This window comes from Planctopirus hydrillae (assembly GCF_001707835.1).
GTDB classification, from domain to species: Bacteria; Planctomycetota; Planctomycetia; order Planctomycetales; family Planctomycetaceae; genus Planctopirus; species Planctopirus hydrillae.
Genome location: NZ_LYDR01000039.1, coordinates 145,627 through 159,671, shown reverse-complemented (window position 1 = coordinate 159,671; position 14,045 = coordinate 145,627). Strand labels below are relative to the sequence as shown.

Genomic DNA, 14,045 nt, shown 5'->3' with positions numbered 1-14,045 from the left:
AGTCCCGAATGGCGGAAGGGGATGAAATTGATAGCGGCTGGGCCGGTCGATTGGGTTTATGGCTGGGCCCGCTGCTTGGCTTAGTGGTTCTCGTCGTTCCCGGCCCTGCTGACTTGCCACATGCCGCCCAAAGGCTGGCGGCAGTCGTCGTGCTGATGGCTGTCTGGTGGGCCACGCAATGCGTGCCTATGGCTGTGACCAGCCTGGTGCCGCTGATTGCCTTCCCGCTGCTAGGGATAGACTCAGCCAAGAATGTGGCCGGCACCTATCTGACCGACAGCTCAATGCTCTATCTGGGTGGCTTCATTATTGCCTTGGCGATTGAACGCTGGGGCCTGCATCGCCGGGTGGCCTTACATGTCGTCAAAGCCACTGGGACCAGCCCGCATGGGATTGTCTGGGGATTCATGCTGGCGACATTCCTCATTTCGATGTGGATCAGCAATACCGCGACCACACTGATGATGCTGCCGATTGCGATGGCTTTGATGACTTCGCTCGAAGAATTGCTTGGCTCCTTCAATGAGAAAGACCCAGACTTACAGACGACCCAGGCACTGGGAAGACTCTCTTGCCAGACGTATCTGGGTGTGGCTTATGCAGCCAGTATTGGCGGGGTGGCCACTCTGGTGGGAACTCCCACGAACATGGCGTTTGTGGGGATCTGGGAGAAACAGTTTCCCCAGGCACCACCGATTTCTGCCGGTCAGTGGATGGCAACCTGGTTGCCCTTCGGATTGGTTTACCTGGGACTCGCCTGGTTTGTTCTGACTCGAAAGCTGACGACACCTGCCGGGTTCTCTCGATTGAACCGAGACTTTTTTCGCGAGCGGCTGCATGACCTGGGGCCCATGAGTCGCCCCGAATGGCGGGTACTCGTGGTCTTCTCGCTGACAGCAATCCTCTGGCTGACAAGAACCGATCTTCCTCTCTCGGCTCACCTGATCATTCCTGGTTGGGGAGGTCAGGCTGAAGCTTTTCTCGGCTGGCTGATGGCTGATGCCCAGCCAGCCAGTTCTCACAAAGACTGGATCAACGATTCCACCGTGGGTCTGCTGTTCGCGGTACTGCTGTTTGTCATCCCCGCCGGTGAGAAGGATCGAGGGCAAGGTTCGCAACGCCTGATGGATTGGCCCACGGCCAATCGACTGCCCTGGGGCATTCTGCTGTTATTCGGCGGTGGATTTGCCATTGCGGAAGGCTTTCGGATCACTGGTCTTTCCCGCTGGAGTGGCGACCTGTTTGCCTGGTTTTTCATTGGCCAGTCGCCAGTTGTCACCGTGCTGGGTATCTGTGCGCTGATGATCTTTCTCACGGAATTCACCAGCAATGTGGCGACGGTGAATGCCGTTTTGCCAGTCTTTGCTGGAGCGGCCATTGCCCTGGGGCTCGATCCTCGGCTCGTCATGATCCCTGCCACGATTGCGACGAGCTGTGGCTTCATGCTGCCAGCCGGGACTCCCCCCAATGCGATCGCTTTTGGAACCGGCAGGATTCCGATTGGTCAGATGCTCAAATATGGCCTCTGGTTGAATCTCATGGGGATTGTTTTGTGTACAGCAGCGACCTGGGTGCTGCTGATCCCGCAAATGGGAATTCGCATCGGAGAAGTTCCCGCCTGGGCCATCCCCATCGAGAAATCCTCTTCAGAAATGGAACCCCTATCGACACCTTTGCAGAAGGCGCCCGCGACTCAGCTTAACCCGGCAGTCGAGGGGAAAAAATAAGTTCGGATGGTTCTTAAGAGGATTTGTATTCCTGCCATGAGTCACTCTTTTGGGCCTCAGATCATGAAGACTGATGAAATGCCTCACGAAAGACGCTAAATTCAATTTGGGTTCTTAATGTGAACAAGGCTCTGCTGGCACATGACAGCCCATTTCAATTGTCAAAATCTCGAATTCCAATCCCGTCGACGTGCCTCTCTTTGATTACCACCCGCTGATCAGACGGTATTCAACGAGCAAGACATGCGCCGGTACTCAACTGCACTTTTGCAAAAATTCGCACTGCAGGGATTAGCACCTTATGCCGCTGAAAGTTCGTTGCAAGGCTTGTGGGACAGTCGTCACGGCACCGGATGCGGCCCGTGGCAAGGCGATTCGCTGCCCCGACTGTGAATCGAAGATCCCTGTCCCCGCCGGCGATCAGAAAGCCACTGCCAGCAAAAAGGGAGCATCAGCCAAGTCGTCAAAATCGGCTGCGGGCGAGGATGGGCTGGCCAATCTTGATTTGAGTGATCTGGAAGATTCGGGGGCCAGCATCTGTCGCAAATGCGGGACAGAAGTTGATCCCGAAGCGACCGAATGCCCGAATTGTGGGATCGATCTGGCAACTGGCGGTTTGGGAGAAACGGCTCGCAAGAAGCAGATGAAAGGGCCAGACCCGGACAAATTCTACGAAAACCTCTGGTCGGAGAGCTGGAAGTTTGCGCTCAAATACAAGCTGTTTGCCTTCCGGACGATGATGTACCTGCTGGTTTCATCGACGATCATGTTTGGCAGCGCGTTCATGCTGCTCTGGGTTTCTTCGCCACCCCCTCGATACTTCTGGGGCTTGATTGCCGTCGTTTCAGTTATGGCCATTCCGGGCTGGTTCTGGTTTCTGGATACCGAAATCATCAAGGCGACGATGGAGCGGAAAGATAAGCTGCCGCGCATTAACTTCGACTTCTTTTTGTGCAGCTCATTAGGATTGCAGGCCGTGGCCTGGCAACTGGCGTTTGCACTTCCTTTGCTGGCGATTCCTTATCTTTTGGGGTGGTTTGTGATTGTGCCGATGGAGGGTTTACCGCTCTCTGTCAAAATCGCCTATTTCCTGGCATGGCAAATCCCGATTGCCTCACTGCTACCGGCAGTCATGTCGCATATGTCGATGCCGGTCTCTTATCCCGGGTGGATGTTCTGGAAGCTGTTGCCAGCTTACTTCAAGACAATCAAAGCATCGTGGACCTGGACAGGCATGTTCCTGCTCACGAATCTACTCCCGATCATCTTTCTCGGATTGATCATCGGGCTGTCGGCTGAACCGCTGGTCGAGCTGGCGAAAACGATGGATAACAACGGCCAGATTGTCTACGCCAAGTGGCAGGTGGAAAACAATCCCATCAAGGCAGATAAACCAGGTGGTGTGGCTCCGACTAATCCGTACGAAGCCAAGTCGAAAGAAGAGATCAAGCCACCAAACTATCTCTCATTGATCCTTCCGTCCATCTTCTGGGTACTGGCCTGTTTGAGTGCCAGCTGGACTGCCGTCTTTAACATGCGGACCAATGGTCAGTTTGCATACTTCAACAAAAATCGACTGGGGCTCATTGGTCGAGCCAAAGAGTACAAGTATGTCGCTAAAGAAAAGACCGATGAAGACGAGGTCGCCAAGCCGAAGGGTGTGGTCGATGCGGTGGCCGTTGTTATGGTCTGTGGCATTCTGGGAGCTGTCGGCGGCCTTGTCACTTCCTCATTAGCAGACCTGCCATTTCCAACGTTGCCCACGATGGCGTTTGGGGCTGCCTCTGGTTTTGCACTCGCCAGCTTTATTGGCTGGTGTGTGATGCTGGCCCCTGCCTTCCGGGCCAGTATGGCCATTGGCCTCTTGATGATTTTCTTTCCGTTAATCGGTGCGATCCTCCTCTACAACAAAGAGCCGGAAGAAACCAAGTTTGGTTTGACCGCCTTCCTGGGTGGAGCTTTGCTGGAAGGTATCGCCTTTGGTGTCTTCTTTGTGACTGCTGTTAAAGCAGTGATTGACGCGATTCCACCACCTGATCCAGCGGCTGGAGCAGCCCCTGCCCTCTGGCTGATGAATCTGTCGAGCCTGGGCCAGTGGTTCGGGTGCTAATCTCAATTCGAGTGAGCCTTCTGCAGATGTTATGAAGCTCCCCACAATCTCTTCGCAGGACGCGAAATCAGGGACTCGGTTTGACCCTTGGCAGGACGCACCCTAAAGTTCATAGAGTGAGTTTAAGGATGCCGGTCTTCTGAAATGGCTGGTGGTCAGTTCATGTACGTCGATATCGTGAAGAACTCACACAAAAAGTTCGACCGAATTCCCGTTGTCCAGACATTCCCGTTGCCCAGACCTGTGCGGAAAGTACTCGAGCGATATGACGGAACCTGAATCCTCTGAGAACCAGCCCACTCAGTCTTCAACGACCCCAAAGTCCGTGAAGCCAGAGATATTGAAGTCAGATCCAGTAAAGCCGGATCCCGTGAAGACTGAACCAGCGAAACCTCTGGGCACAAAAAGAAAAGCTGAAAAGCCAGGCTCTTCCAATCTGGTCTGGTATCTGCTGATCGCCATTGTCATTTCAATCGGTGTCTTCACACTGGGTGGCAGTGGTAAACGCACGACAGTCGAATTCAGCGACTTCAAACAGCGATTGAAACAAGGCTCGTTGACTGCCACGAATGTCTTCGAAGTGGAAATTGGGCCGACATCGATTCGCTATCAGGATCAGCCCGGCAACAAAGGCCGTGAAGCGACCTCCTCGAAGCGGGTGACTCCGGCTTACTTTGTCGTGCCGGTCGTTGGTATGCGCGATGGTGCCCAGACCAGCATTATTGAATTGCTGGATAAAAATGGCATCAACTACGGCTTCAGTGCCGAGCCCCCCGAATGGCAGATGATGCTTTATTATCTGGGAGTTCCCCTGATTCTGCTGGCTGTTTTTCTGTATGTCTTCCGGAAAATGGCGGGGCCCGGGGCGGCGATGTCCTTTGGCCGCAGCCGGGGTAAGCTTTATGCCCAGGAAGAGATTGGTGTAACATTTCAGGATGTGGCAGGGATCGATGAAGCGGTTGAAGAACTGCGTGAAGTCGTAGAATTCCTGAAAACACCCGAAAAGTACCAGGCCCTGGGTGGCCGCATTCCTCGCGGAGTGTTACTGGTTGGGCCGCCGGGGACGGGAAAAACCTTGCTGGCGAAAGCTGTCGCGGGTGAGGCGGGTGTCCCATTTTTCGGATTGTCAGGCTCTGACTTTGTCGAAATGTTTGTCGGTGTGGGAGCGGCTCGCGTTCGCGACATGTTCCAGCAGGCTGGTGAACGATCGCCCGCGATTATCTTCATCGATGAACTGGATGCATTGGGCAAAGTCCGCGGAAGTGGCATGCCCGGCGGACACGACGAGCGCGAACAGACACTCAATGCCCTGCTGGTCGAGATGGATGGTTTCTCCTCCGATCAAAGCGTGATCGTCATGGGTGCCACCAATCGACCAGAAACCTTGGATCCCGCCCTGATGCGACCTGGCCGGTTTGACCGCCATGTGCTGGTGGATCGGCCTGATGTCAAAGGCCGTGAAGCGATCCTGAAAGTGCATGCCAGCAAGGTCAAAGTTGACGATCACGTCAATCTGAAATATCTGGCCCGACTGACTCCTGGTTTTGTTGGTGCCGACCTGGCGAACCTGGTCAATGAAGCAGCACTTCTGGCAGCACGTGCCAACAAACCCAAAGTGACCAATATTGAGTTTGAAGAGGCTGTCGAGCGGATTGTGGCGGGGTTGGAGAAATCAACCCGGATCATGCCCGAGGAAGAGAAGAATCGCGTGGCGTGGCATGAGATCGGCCATGCGCTGGTTGCCTGTTCGCTGCCGCATGTTGATCCGGTCCATAAAGTGTCGATCATCCCCCGAGGTCTGGGCGCTCTGGGGTACACACTCCAAAGGCCTGAAGAAGACCGCCAGTTGATTACCAAGACCGAACTTCAGAACCGGATCTGTGTATTACTGGGTGGTATTGCTGCGGAAGACATTGTTTTCAACGAGAACTCCACCGGGGGTTCTAATGATCTGCAGCGGGCGACTGATCTGGCCCGCCGCATGGTGACTGAGTTTGGCATGAGCCCCAAACTGGGACGGGTGCATTACAGTGATACGTCCCGCTCCGCTTTTCTCGCGAATGCCACCACTGTCTCTGAGAGCGCACATAGCGAAGAGACGATTCGAGAGATCGATCTCGAAGTCCGACGAATTATTGACGCGGCCTACGAGACAGCTCACGAGATTCTCGTGACTCGTCGAGCCGCGATGGATCACCTCACGAGAGAGCTGCTGGAGATCGAGGTGATGGACGCGGAAAAACTTCAGCAGATCCTGTCTCAGTACCAGACCGGGCCACAGATTATGCCGGGAACGTCTGCACAGATTTCGCCGCACTCGACATCTTTGCCCACTCCTTCAGTTGCCCCATATCGACCGGGCGAGAGTGATGGCAGTACCGAAGGTGGAAACCCAGTGAATGTCGGCTGATTGCGGGGTTCGTTTTTCGCTTCAGCGACTGGTTAGTTACCCGTGTGAATTGACCCTCACTTCAACAAGGGCTAATTTCATCGTTTGAACTGGTGGAAATAGTCTGAAAGTTTGCACAGTCTAACAGTTGGAATCACAACAGGTTAAGTGCGAGCTGAATTTCAGAATCGACTGCGGGTCACACATCAACATGATTCACACCTCGGCTTAATGATCGAGACCGGCGATATGTTTCAAAGTCTCGGAAATTGGATCACACATCGCTGGTACCTGGTGATTGCGGGCTGGCTGTCCCTCGTCATTTCCATGGCGATCCTGGCGCCCCCTCTGGATGATGTGATCACCACCGGTGAGTTTGCTTTTCTGCCGGCGAACTTTCCCAGCCGCGTGGCTGAAGAACTCTTTGCCAAAGCATTCCCGGCTGATACCCAGCGGAGTGCGATTGTACTGGTTGTCCGCCGTGTGGGTGAGAATCGGGAGTTAACGGATCGAGATCTGCAGTTCGTCGACGACGGGGTCGATACCGATGACCCGGATCGGGATAACGAACTCCGGGAATTACTCCTGAAAATTGCGGATCAGTTTGGTGGCCTGGTCGGTCAACCTGATGATGAGTCTGCCGATTCAGGTTCCACCGAAGAATCCTCGACCGACGCCAGCGAGACTGCGGCCAAAGGAAACGACACGAACGTTCCTCGGTCTTCCGAAAAGGCCGCTACACCTGCCAAGCCCGCTGCTCCACTGGCACCTCTCGGGTTGGGCAACTCGCAGATTACGGCCATCCGTACCTACAAAGATCCCAAGATCGGCCGTCTCTTGCGCAGTGAAGACCAGAAGGCCACTCTGGTCATGGTTGAACTGACGAAAGACTTCATGGATGCCGCGAACAAAAAAATTGTTCGTGCCGTGGAGGAACTTCTCTCCAGCCGGGATTTCATGAAAATTGTCCCGCTGGGCCTGGATATCTCTTTGAGTGGTAACGCTGTTGTAGGCCGCGACATGCTGGTGACCGCCGATGCCAGTGCGAAAGCGACAGAGCTTTTGACTGTGGTGCTGGTGATCTTCCTGCTGATCGCGATTTACCGGGCGCCGCTCCTGGCGATCATTCCGCTGTTGACGGTGTTTGTTTCTGTTGAACTTTCGCTCTGCCTGCTGAGGCTTCTGGCTGATTACCGGTTCGTGGTGCTGTTTCAGGAAATCAAGCCTTATGTCACTGTGCTGGTCTATGGTGCTGGCGTTGATTACTGCCTCTTCCTGATTGCCCGCTATAAAGAAGAACTGGATGCGGGAGTCAATTACGAAGATGCGATTGCCAATTCTCTTGGCAAAGTCGGAGCGGCGATCACTGCCAGTGCCGGGACCGTGATCTGCGGCATTGCCATGATGATCTTTGCCCAGTTCGTGAAGTTCCACGAAGCCGGCATTGCGATTTCCACGGGGCTGATTATCGTCCTGATCGCATCATTAACATTCACCCCGGCATTGTTACGTGCTGCGGGGGCCTGGGCTTTCTGGCCACAAATGAAGCGAGAACGTCCCTCCAGCACGACAGGATGGTTGCCGGCAGCCAGTCCGCTGAAAGCCTTTACTGAAGCGTTAGGCGTCAACCGCTTCTGGTCACGACTGGCCGACACGATTCTTGAGAGGCCACTGACAACACTGCTCGTCAGCATTGCCGCAATGACTCCTTTTGCGATTGTGGGTCTGTTGTTCTTCTCGCATCTGAGCTACGGACTGCTCTCTGATCTCCCGGCGAATTCGCCCAGTGTGCTGGGGACCAAAGCTGTACAGGAACATTTTCCCGCTGGTGCGACCGGGCCAGTCACTGTTCTGCTGAGAAATAACAACATCGACTTCTCTCAAAGAACAGGTGATTCCCCAGGCGGAATCGATGCAATCAAAGAACTGACACTTGAACTTCGCAAGCATCTGGCGGATGCACAACTGGCCGATATCCGCAGCGTTTCCCATCCCTTTGGTGGCGAAGAAGACCTCGATTCGATCAAGCAGGTGGCTCGCCGCAAAATCACAACCGATCGGTCTGTAAAATTCTATGTGAGCAAAGAGCCCGGTTTTGACGGGCATTTGACGAGGCTCGACATTACGACGACAAACGATCCGTTTGCCCGGGACAGTATCGAGCAGTTAAGCAAGGTCGAACATCTCATTCAGCAAAGTCTGCCAGCAATCCTGAAGAACGGCACGACGATTTATATCTCCGGTTCGACCGCCAGTATTCGCGATCTGAAAACTGTAACTGACAGCGATCAGATCCGCATTGATGTCCTGGTGATCTCGGGAGTTTTCCTCATTCTCGTCATCCTGCTCAGGCAACCCGCGATCTGCCTGTATCTGGTCATTACAGTGCTGTTCAGTTATCTGGCGACACTCGGATTTACCTATGCATTCTTCTGGGCGATTGAACCTGATTTTGCAGGACTGGACTGGAAGGTGCCCATGTTCCTGTTCACGATTCTGATTGCCGTAGGTGAAGACTACAACATCTTTCTCATGACTCGAATTGAGGAAGAGCAGCACGAACATGGGCCTGTGGGTGGAGTGGTGCATGCTCTTTCACGCACTGGCCGTATTATTTCCAGTTGCGGCATTATTATGGCAGGGACCTTTGCCTCGCTGATGGCTGGTTCACTCAAAGGGATGACTCAACTGGGCTTTGCCCTCGCCTTCGGCGTGTTGCTCGATACCTTCGTGGTGCGAACGATTCTGGTTCCGGCCTATCTGGTGATGTTGCATGGGGGACGTTTTGGTCGACTCGGGCCCTGGCTGGGAGCCAAGCCAAGGGCCGATCAATCCCCCGCACAGACAACCCGCGACAAGTCGACAACCTCAGCAGAGATCCCACCCAATAGTGCTTAATGCAGCTTTTCCGCAGCATGACGAATCGCCTGAAAAATCTCTCAGGCTCCGCATGGCGCTATGCAGTCATCAGGTTCAATAATTGAGGCGTTGTGAATGGCAACAGAACGGCAGAAGCAGGAGCGTTCCGTGATTGATCAAGCATCTGGCGAGAAAGCCATCACAGGGAAACCCTTAGAGAAATCGGCGACTGATCGCCCCGCACAGCGTCGCAGCAAACTGTTGTCGCTCATCAAGAAAGCCGGTCTGCGCGGACTGCTGGTCACAAACCCGAAAAACGTGACCTACTTGACCGGCTTTTCGGGTGATGACAGCTACCTGGTGGTGACCCCTGAAAAGACGGTTCTGCTGACAGATAGTCGCTTTACAACACAAATTGAACAGGAATGCCCAGGTTTACCCTACGAAACAAGAACTGCCCGTAAGCCAATGGCAGAACTGGTGGGGGCATTTTTCAAATCAAGCGGAAGTTTGTCACTCGGGTTTGAATCTCAGCATGTCTCGTTCGCACTCCACCAGGATTGGGCCAATCGCCTGAAATCGATCACACTGGTACCCACCACAGATCTGGTTGAACAACTGCGCTGCATCAAGGATGCTTCGGAGATCGCCGAGACCCGCGAAGCGGTGCAGATGGCTCAGCGGGGTTTTGAAGTTGTGAAGTCACTCTTTGTTCCGGAGATGACCGAAGCGGCGATCGCTGCAGATCTGGAACATGCCATGCGGCGATTTGGTGCTGCGAAGGTCGCCTTCGACCCCATTATTGCCGTGGGGCCAAGAGCTGCCTTACCCCACGCACGGGCAGGAAACAGTCAGCTTTCCGAAGCGGGTTTCGTGTTGCTCGACTGGGGTGCCAGCACTCCTAAAGGATACAAAAGCGATATCACTCGCGTCGTGGCCACTGGTAAAGTCCCAGCACAGATTGAAAAGGCTTATCGAGTGGTGCTGGCAGCGCAACTGGCAGCGATTGCACTCATTCGGCCCGGTGCCAGTTGTCAGGCCGTCGATACGGCAGCTCGCAAAGTGATCGAAGATGCCGGTTATGGAAAATTCTTCGGCCATGGTCTGGGCCATGGAATTGGCCTGGATGTGCACGAGAATCCTCGCTTCAGCCCGATCTCGACCGATGAACTGAAAGTCGGCCAGATTGTGACTGTGGAGCCAGGCATCTACTTCCCGGAACTGGGTGGAATCCGAATTGAGGACGACGTCCTGGTGACAAAAGATGGCCACGAAGTTTTAACCAGCTTGCCGAAATCCTTTGAAGAATTTCAGGTGCGGCGATAAAACCGCCGCTTAACCATACATGTGTATATTATTCTTGTGTTGTTTTGGTCGTGAAACCCTCTGAATTGCCATCGCCGAGGTGTGAAACAGAGGGGAGTGAGTTGCGAAGATGGGCACGATTGACGAAGGTAAAGCGGGTTTTGGCAGGTGATCTCCGGCGCTATTCGCCCGGTCTCATCACTCATTATTGATATGTCCTAACTCTTCGAGGAATTTTCGGGATGTCCGAAGCATCACCAGCGAGCGGCGAGCCGTTCGATCTGCAGAAGCTCCAGCAGTTATTTGAACTCATGGAGAAGCATGATCTGAGTGAAGTCAATTTGAAGAACGGGCCAGAGCACATTCGTCTGCGCCGCGGCTCAAGCACGGTGACAGTGGCGGCTCCTGCTCCCACCTATCTCCCTGCTCCAGCAGCCCCTGTGGCCTCGGCTCCGGCAGCCGCTGCTCCTGCGGCGTCAGCCCCTGCTGCTCCCGCTGCGGAAGCCGGTCTGATTGACATCAAGAGCCCGACGGTCGGGACGTTCTATACGTCACCAACACCCGAAGACCCAGCTTTCGTAAATGTGGGTTCGACAGTTGGCCCGCAAACTGTGGTGTGCATCATTGAGGCCATGAAGGTCTTCAACCAGATTCCAGCCGAAGTCAGTGGCACGATCGCTGCTGTGCTTGTGAAGAATGGCGATCCCGTGGAATACGGTCAGCCACTGTTCCGTGTTCGACCATAGTTTCATCCGCATGATGGATCGCCCGGAGTACGTTGCCTGTTTGTGAGCGAACGCTGTGCAAAACGGAAGTTTCGACGCATTCAGGCAATTGGCTCTTACGCGGTCTCTCTTCATTTTGACAGTTCAACCCGGCTCAATTGGTCATATGTATCGATCAGGAATCGTTGTGTTGAGCGGGTTGTCAGAGAGCAGTTCTTAGTCAGAACGACTGAGGGCCACTCGAAACGAAGTAATCGCATCAGGTTTCGACACCTAAGTTTTTGCTGATGGACACGACCAGCCATGTTTCAACGGATTTTAGTAGCCAACCGTGGCGAGATTGCTCTTCGAATCATTCGTGCCTGCCGCGAAATGGGGATTCAGACAGTCGCTGTTTTCAGTGAGGCTGATCGTAATGCGGATTACATTCGCCTCGCCGATGAAGCCTATTGCATCGGGCCGGCACAATCGGCAAACAGCTATCTGCTGATTAATCGCATCATCAGTGCGGCAGAAGTGGGTAATGTCCAGGCGATTCATCCCGGGTATGGTTTCCTTTCCGAGAACGAACACTTTGCCGAAGTCTGCCGCAGTTGCAACATCGAGTTTATTGGCCCTCCGCATGAAGCCATGGCGAAGCTGGGTGATAAAGTCACTGCCAAAGAAATTGCGAAATCGGCGAAGGTGAATCTCGTTCCGGGAAGTGATGGACTGATTACCGACGAAGAGACCGCCATTGGTATTGCCAACAGGATTGGCTATCCAGTTCTGATCAAGGCGACCGCAGGTGGTGGTGGCAAAGGGATGCGTGTCGCCCGTAACGATATTACTTTGAAGGCAGGCCTTAAACAGGCAGCTCTCGAAGCCGAAAAGGCCTTCAACAACGCGGGCGTCTACCTCGAAAAATACATCGAGAATCCTCGCCATGTCGAAGTGCAGATTCTGGCAGATCAGCACGGTGAAGTGCTCCATTTGTGGGAACGCGATTGTTCGACACAGCGCCGTCATCAGAAGATGATTGAAGAATCACCAGCACCCAATTTGCCCCAGAACGTTCGTGAAGAACTTTGCAAGGCGGCTGTTCGTCTCGTGAAAACAGCAGGCTACACCAATGCCGGTACCTGCGAGTTCATCGTCGATAAAGACAACAACTTCTACTTCATTGAAGTGAATGCCCGTATTCAGGTCGAGCACCCGGTCACTGAGCAGGTAACGGGAATCGACCTCATTCGCCAGCAGATCCGTGTGGCGGCCAATGAACCACTGGGGATCAAGCAGAAGCAGGTTCCCTGTAACGGTCACGCCATTGAAGTGCGTATCAATGCCGAAGATCCGGATAACGATTTCCGCGGATCACCAGGGAAGATCACGAAGCTCCGTATTCCGGGTGGATTGGGCGTTCGCTGGGATTCCCATGTCCACGAAGGCTATGTCATCCCGCCTTACTACGATTCGATGATCGGCAAGCTGATTGTGCACAAGCCCACCAGGCTCGAAGCCATTGCCTGTATGAAGCGTTGCCTCGATGAACTGGTGCTCGAAGGTGTCAAAACCACAATTCCGCTGCTGAAGCGCATCTTCAATCACTCGGCATTTGTCGAAGGCAAGATGTACACCACGTTCGTCGAGCAGGAACTGGTTGGCAGATAACCAATGCTTTTGATCTGATAGAAACCGCTGCCAGCCGACGAAGTGTGACAGCTCATTGAACCATCATCCCTGATTTTGCAGCAGGCCATAGAGACAGCAACAGTAGAGGCAAATCGTATGAAAGTTGGAATTCTCACTGGCGGTGGAGATTGCCCCGGCTTGAATGCCGTCATTCGCGGTGCAGTCCGGGTGATTGGCAATGCAGGTGGCGAAGTCATTGGCCTGCAGCGCGGCTGGCGTGGTGCGATCGACGGGATTGGCACGCCACTGACACTGGAGAATACCGCTGACATTCTCTGGAAGGGTGGCACCATTCTGGGTTCTTCCCGTACCAACCCTTACAAGAACCCTGACGATGTCAAAAAGCTACTGGCCAGTTATGAGCGGCTGGGTCTCGATGCTCTGATTGCCATTGGTGGTGACGACACGTTGGGCGTGGCCAATAAACTCTACAACGACCACAAGCTCAATACGATTGGCTGCCCCAAAACCATCGACAACGATCTTTCCTGCACCGATGTGACTTTTGGTTTTGATACGTCCATTAACATCTGCATGGAGTCGATTGATCGCCTTCGAACAACGGCCGAATCGCACCAGCGGATCATTGTCGTAGAAACAATGGGACGCCACGCGGGCTGGATTGCCTGCGAAGCCGGGATGGCTGGCTCTGCAGACTATATTCTTGTTCCAGAAATCAAGGTCGATATCGAGGCCATGTGCAATGTCCTCAAGAAACGACGCGAAGCCGGCAAAATGTGGGGCATCGTGGTCGCGAGTGAAGGAGCGGTGATTGCACCCGAGGAAGGCTATGTAACATCGAATGCCAAGGTCGATGACTTCGGACATGTCAGCCTGGGTGGTGTCGGCGAACTGGTGGCTTCAATCATTGAAAAGCGGACGGGAATTGAAACCCGCCATGTGATTCTCGGGCATCTTCAGCGTGGTGGCACACCCTCGGCTTATGATCGTGTTCTCGGGACTCGCCTGGGTGTGGGAGCCGGGCGACTGGTCATCGCGAAAAAGTTTGGCCGGATGGTGGCTCTGCAGGGAACATCAATTGTCGACGTCGCACTGCAGGATGCCGTCGGCAAGCTGAAAACACTCGACCCGGCGTTCTATCAGGATGCTGCCGAGTTCTTCACAGTCTAGTTTCGTGTGTAGGGTGCATGAGAATGCACCAGTTGGGGTAAAGTACGACAACCATCGATTGGCAAAGTCGAGGGACATCCTGCAATTCGGCGAACGTCTTTTTTGCCATTCATCTTCGAACAAATGGT

The 14,045-nt window shown here is 53.9% G+C and carries 8 protein-coding genes; all 8 read left to right on the top strand.

Annotation, left to right across the window (positions count from 1 at the left end; all coding sequences use genetic code 11):
* Positions 1 to 8: 8 nt before the first annotated feature.
* The 8 genes from A6X21_RS03790 to A6X21_RS03755 all read left to right on the top strand — a co-directional run bounded on the left by A6X21_RS03790 (position 9) and on the right by A6X21_RS03755 (position 13,917).
* Positions 9 to 1,727, top strand: a complete 1,719-nt coding sequence (locus tag A6X21_RS03790; protein ID WP_068846169.1) for an SLC13 family permease — start codon at positions 9 to 11, stop codon at positions 1,725 to 1,727.
* 301 nt (positions 1,728 to 2,028) lie between these two features.
* On the top strand, positions 2,029 to 3,837 hold the full coding sequence (locus A6X21_RS03785; protein ID WP_068846168.1) for a zinc ribbon domain-containing protein: 1,809 nt from the start codon (positions 2,029 to 2,031) through the stop codon (positions 3,835 to 3,837).
* Between the two features lie 265 nt (positions 3,838 to 4,102).
* Entirely contained in the window at positions 4,103 to 6,247 is a 2,145-nt protein-coding gene (gene ftsH, locus A6X21_RS03780) for an ATP-dependent zinc metalloprotease FtsH (RefSeq protein ID WP_068846167.1), read from the top strand.
* Positions 6,248 to 6,475: 228 nt separating this feature from the next.
* On the top strand, positions 6,476 to 9,124 hold the full coding sequence (locus tag A6X21_RS03775) for an MMPL family transporter (protein ID WP_068846581.1): 2,649 nt from the start codon (positions 6,476 to 6,478) through the stop codon (positions 9,122 to 9,124).
* A gap of 129 nt (positions 9,125 to 9,253) precedes the next feature.
* The gene (locus A6X21_RS03770; RefSeq protein WP_240490152.1) at positions 9,254 to 10,411 is read left to right on the top strand and encodes a M24 family metallopeptidase; all 1,158 of its coding nucleotides are present in this window, start codon (positions 9,254 to 9,256) and stop codon (positions 10,409 to 10,411) included.
* A 221-nt stretch (positions 10,412 to 10,632) separates the two neighbouring features.
* On the top strand, positions 10,633 to 11,136 hold the full coding sequence (gene accB / locus A6X21_RS03765; RefSeq protein ID WP_068846166.1) for an acetyl-CoA carboxylase biotin carboxyl carrier protein: 504 nt from the start codon (positions 10,633 to 10,635) through the stop codon (positions 11,134 to 11,136).
* A 282-nt stretch (positions 11,137 to 11,418) separates the two neighbouring features.
* Positions 11,419 to 12,765, top strand: a complete 1,347-nt coding sequence (accC, locus tag A6X21_RS03760) for an acetyl-CoA carboxylase biotin carboxylase subunit (RefSeq protein WP_068846165.1) — start codon at positions 11,419 to 11,421, stop codon at positions 12,763 to 12,765.
* Positions 12,766 to 12,882: 117 nt separating this feature from the next.
* A complete protein-coding gene (locus tag A6X21_RS03755; protein ID WP_068846164.1) occupies positions 12,883 to 13,917 on the top strand; it encodes a 6-phosphofructokinase in 1,035 nt (344 codons plus the stop codon).
* Positions 13,918 to 14,045: the final 128 nt, after the last annotated feature.

Excerpts from the sequence above, each read along its gene's own strand:
- A6X21_RS03790 (WP_068846169.1), top strand. The coding sequence starts at position 9 with ATGGCGGAAGGGGATGAAATTGATAGCGGCTGGGCCGGTCGATTGGGT.
- A6X21_RS03785 (WP_068846168.1), top strand. The coding sequence starts at position 2,029 with ATGCCGCTGAAAGTTCGTTGCAAGGCTTGTGGGACAGTCGTCACGGCA.
- ftsH (WP_068846167.1), top strand. The coding sequence starts at position 4,103 with ATGACGGAACCTGAATCCTCTGAGAACCAGCCCACTCAGTCTTCAACG.
- A6X21_RS03775 (WP_068846581.1), top strand. The coding sequence starts at position 6,476 with ATGTTTCAAAGTCTCGGAAATTGGATCACACATCGCTGGTACCTGGTG.
- accB (WP_068846166.1), top strand. The coding sequence starts at position 10,633 with ATGTCCGAAGCATCACCAGCGAGCGGCGAGCCGTTCGATCTGCAGAAG.
- accC (WP_068846165.1), top strand. The coding sequence starts at position 11,419 with ATGTTTCAACGGATTTTAGTAGCCAACCGTGGCGAGATTGCTCTTCGA.
- A6X21_RS03755 (WP_068846164.1), top strand. The coding sequence starts at position 12,883 with ATGAAAGTTGGAATTCTCACTGGCGGTGGAGATTGCCCCGGCTTGAAT.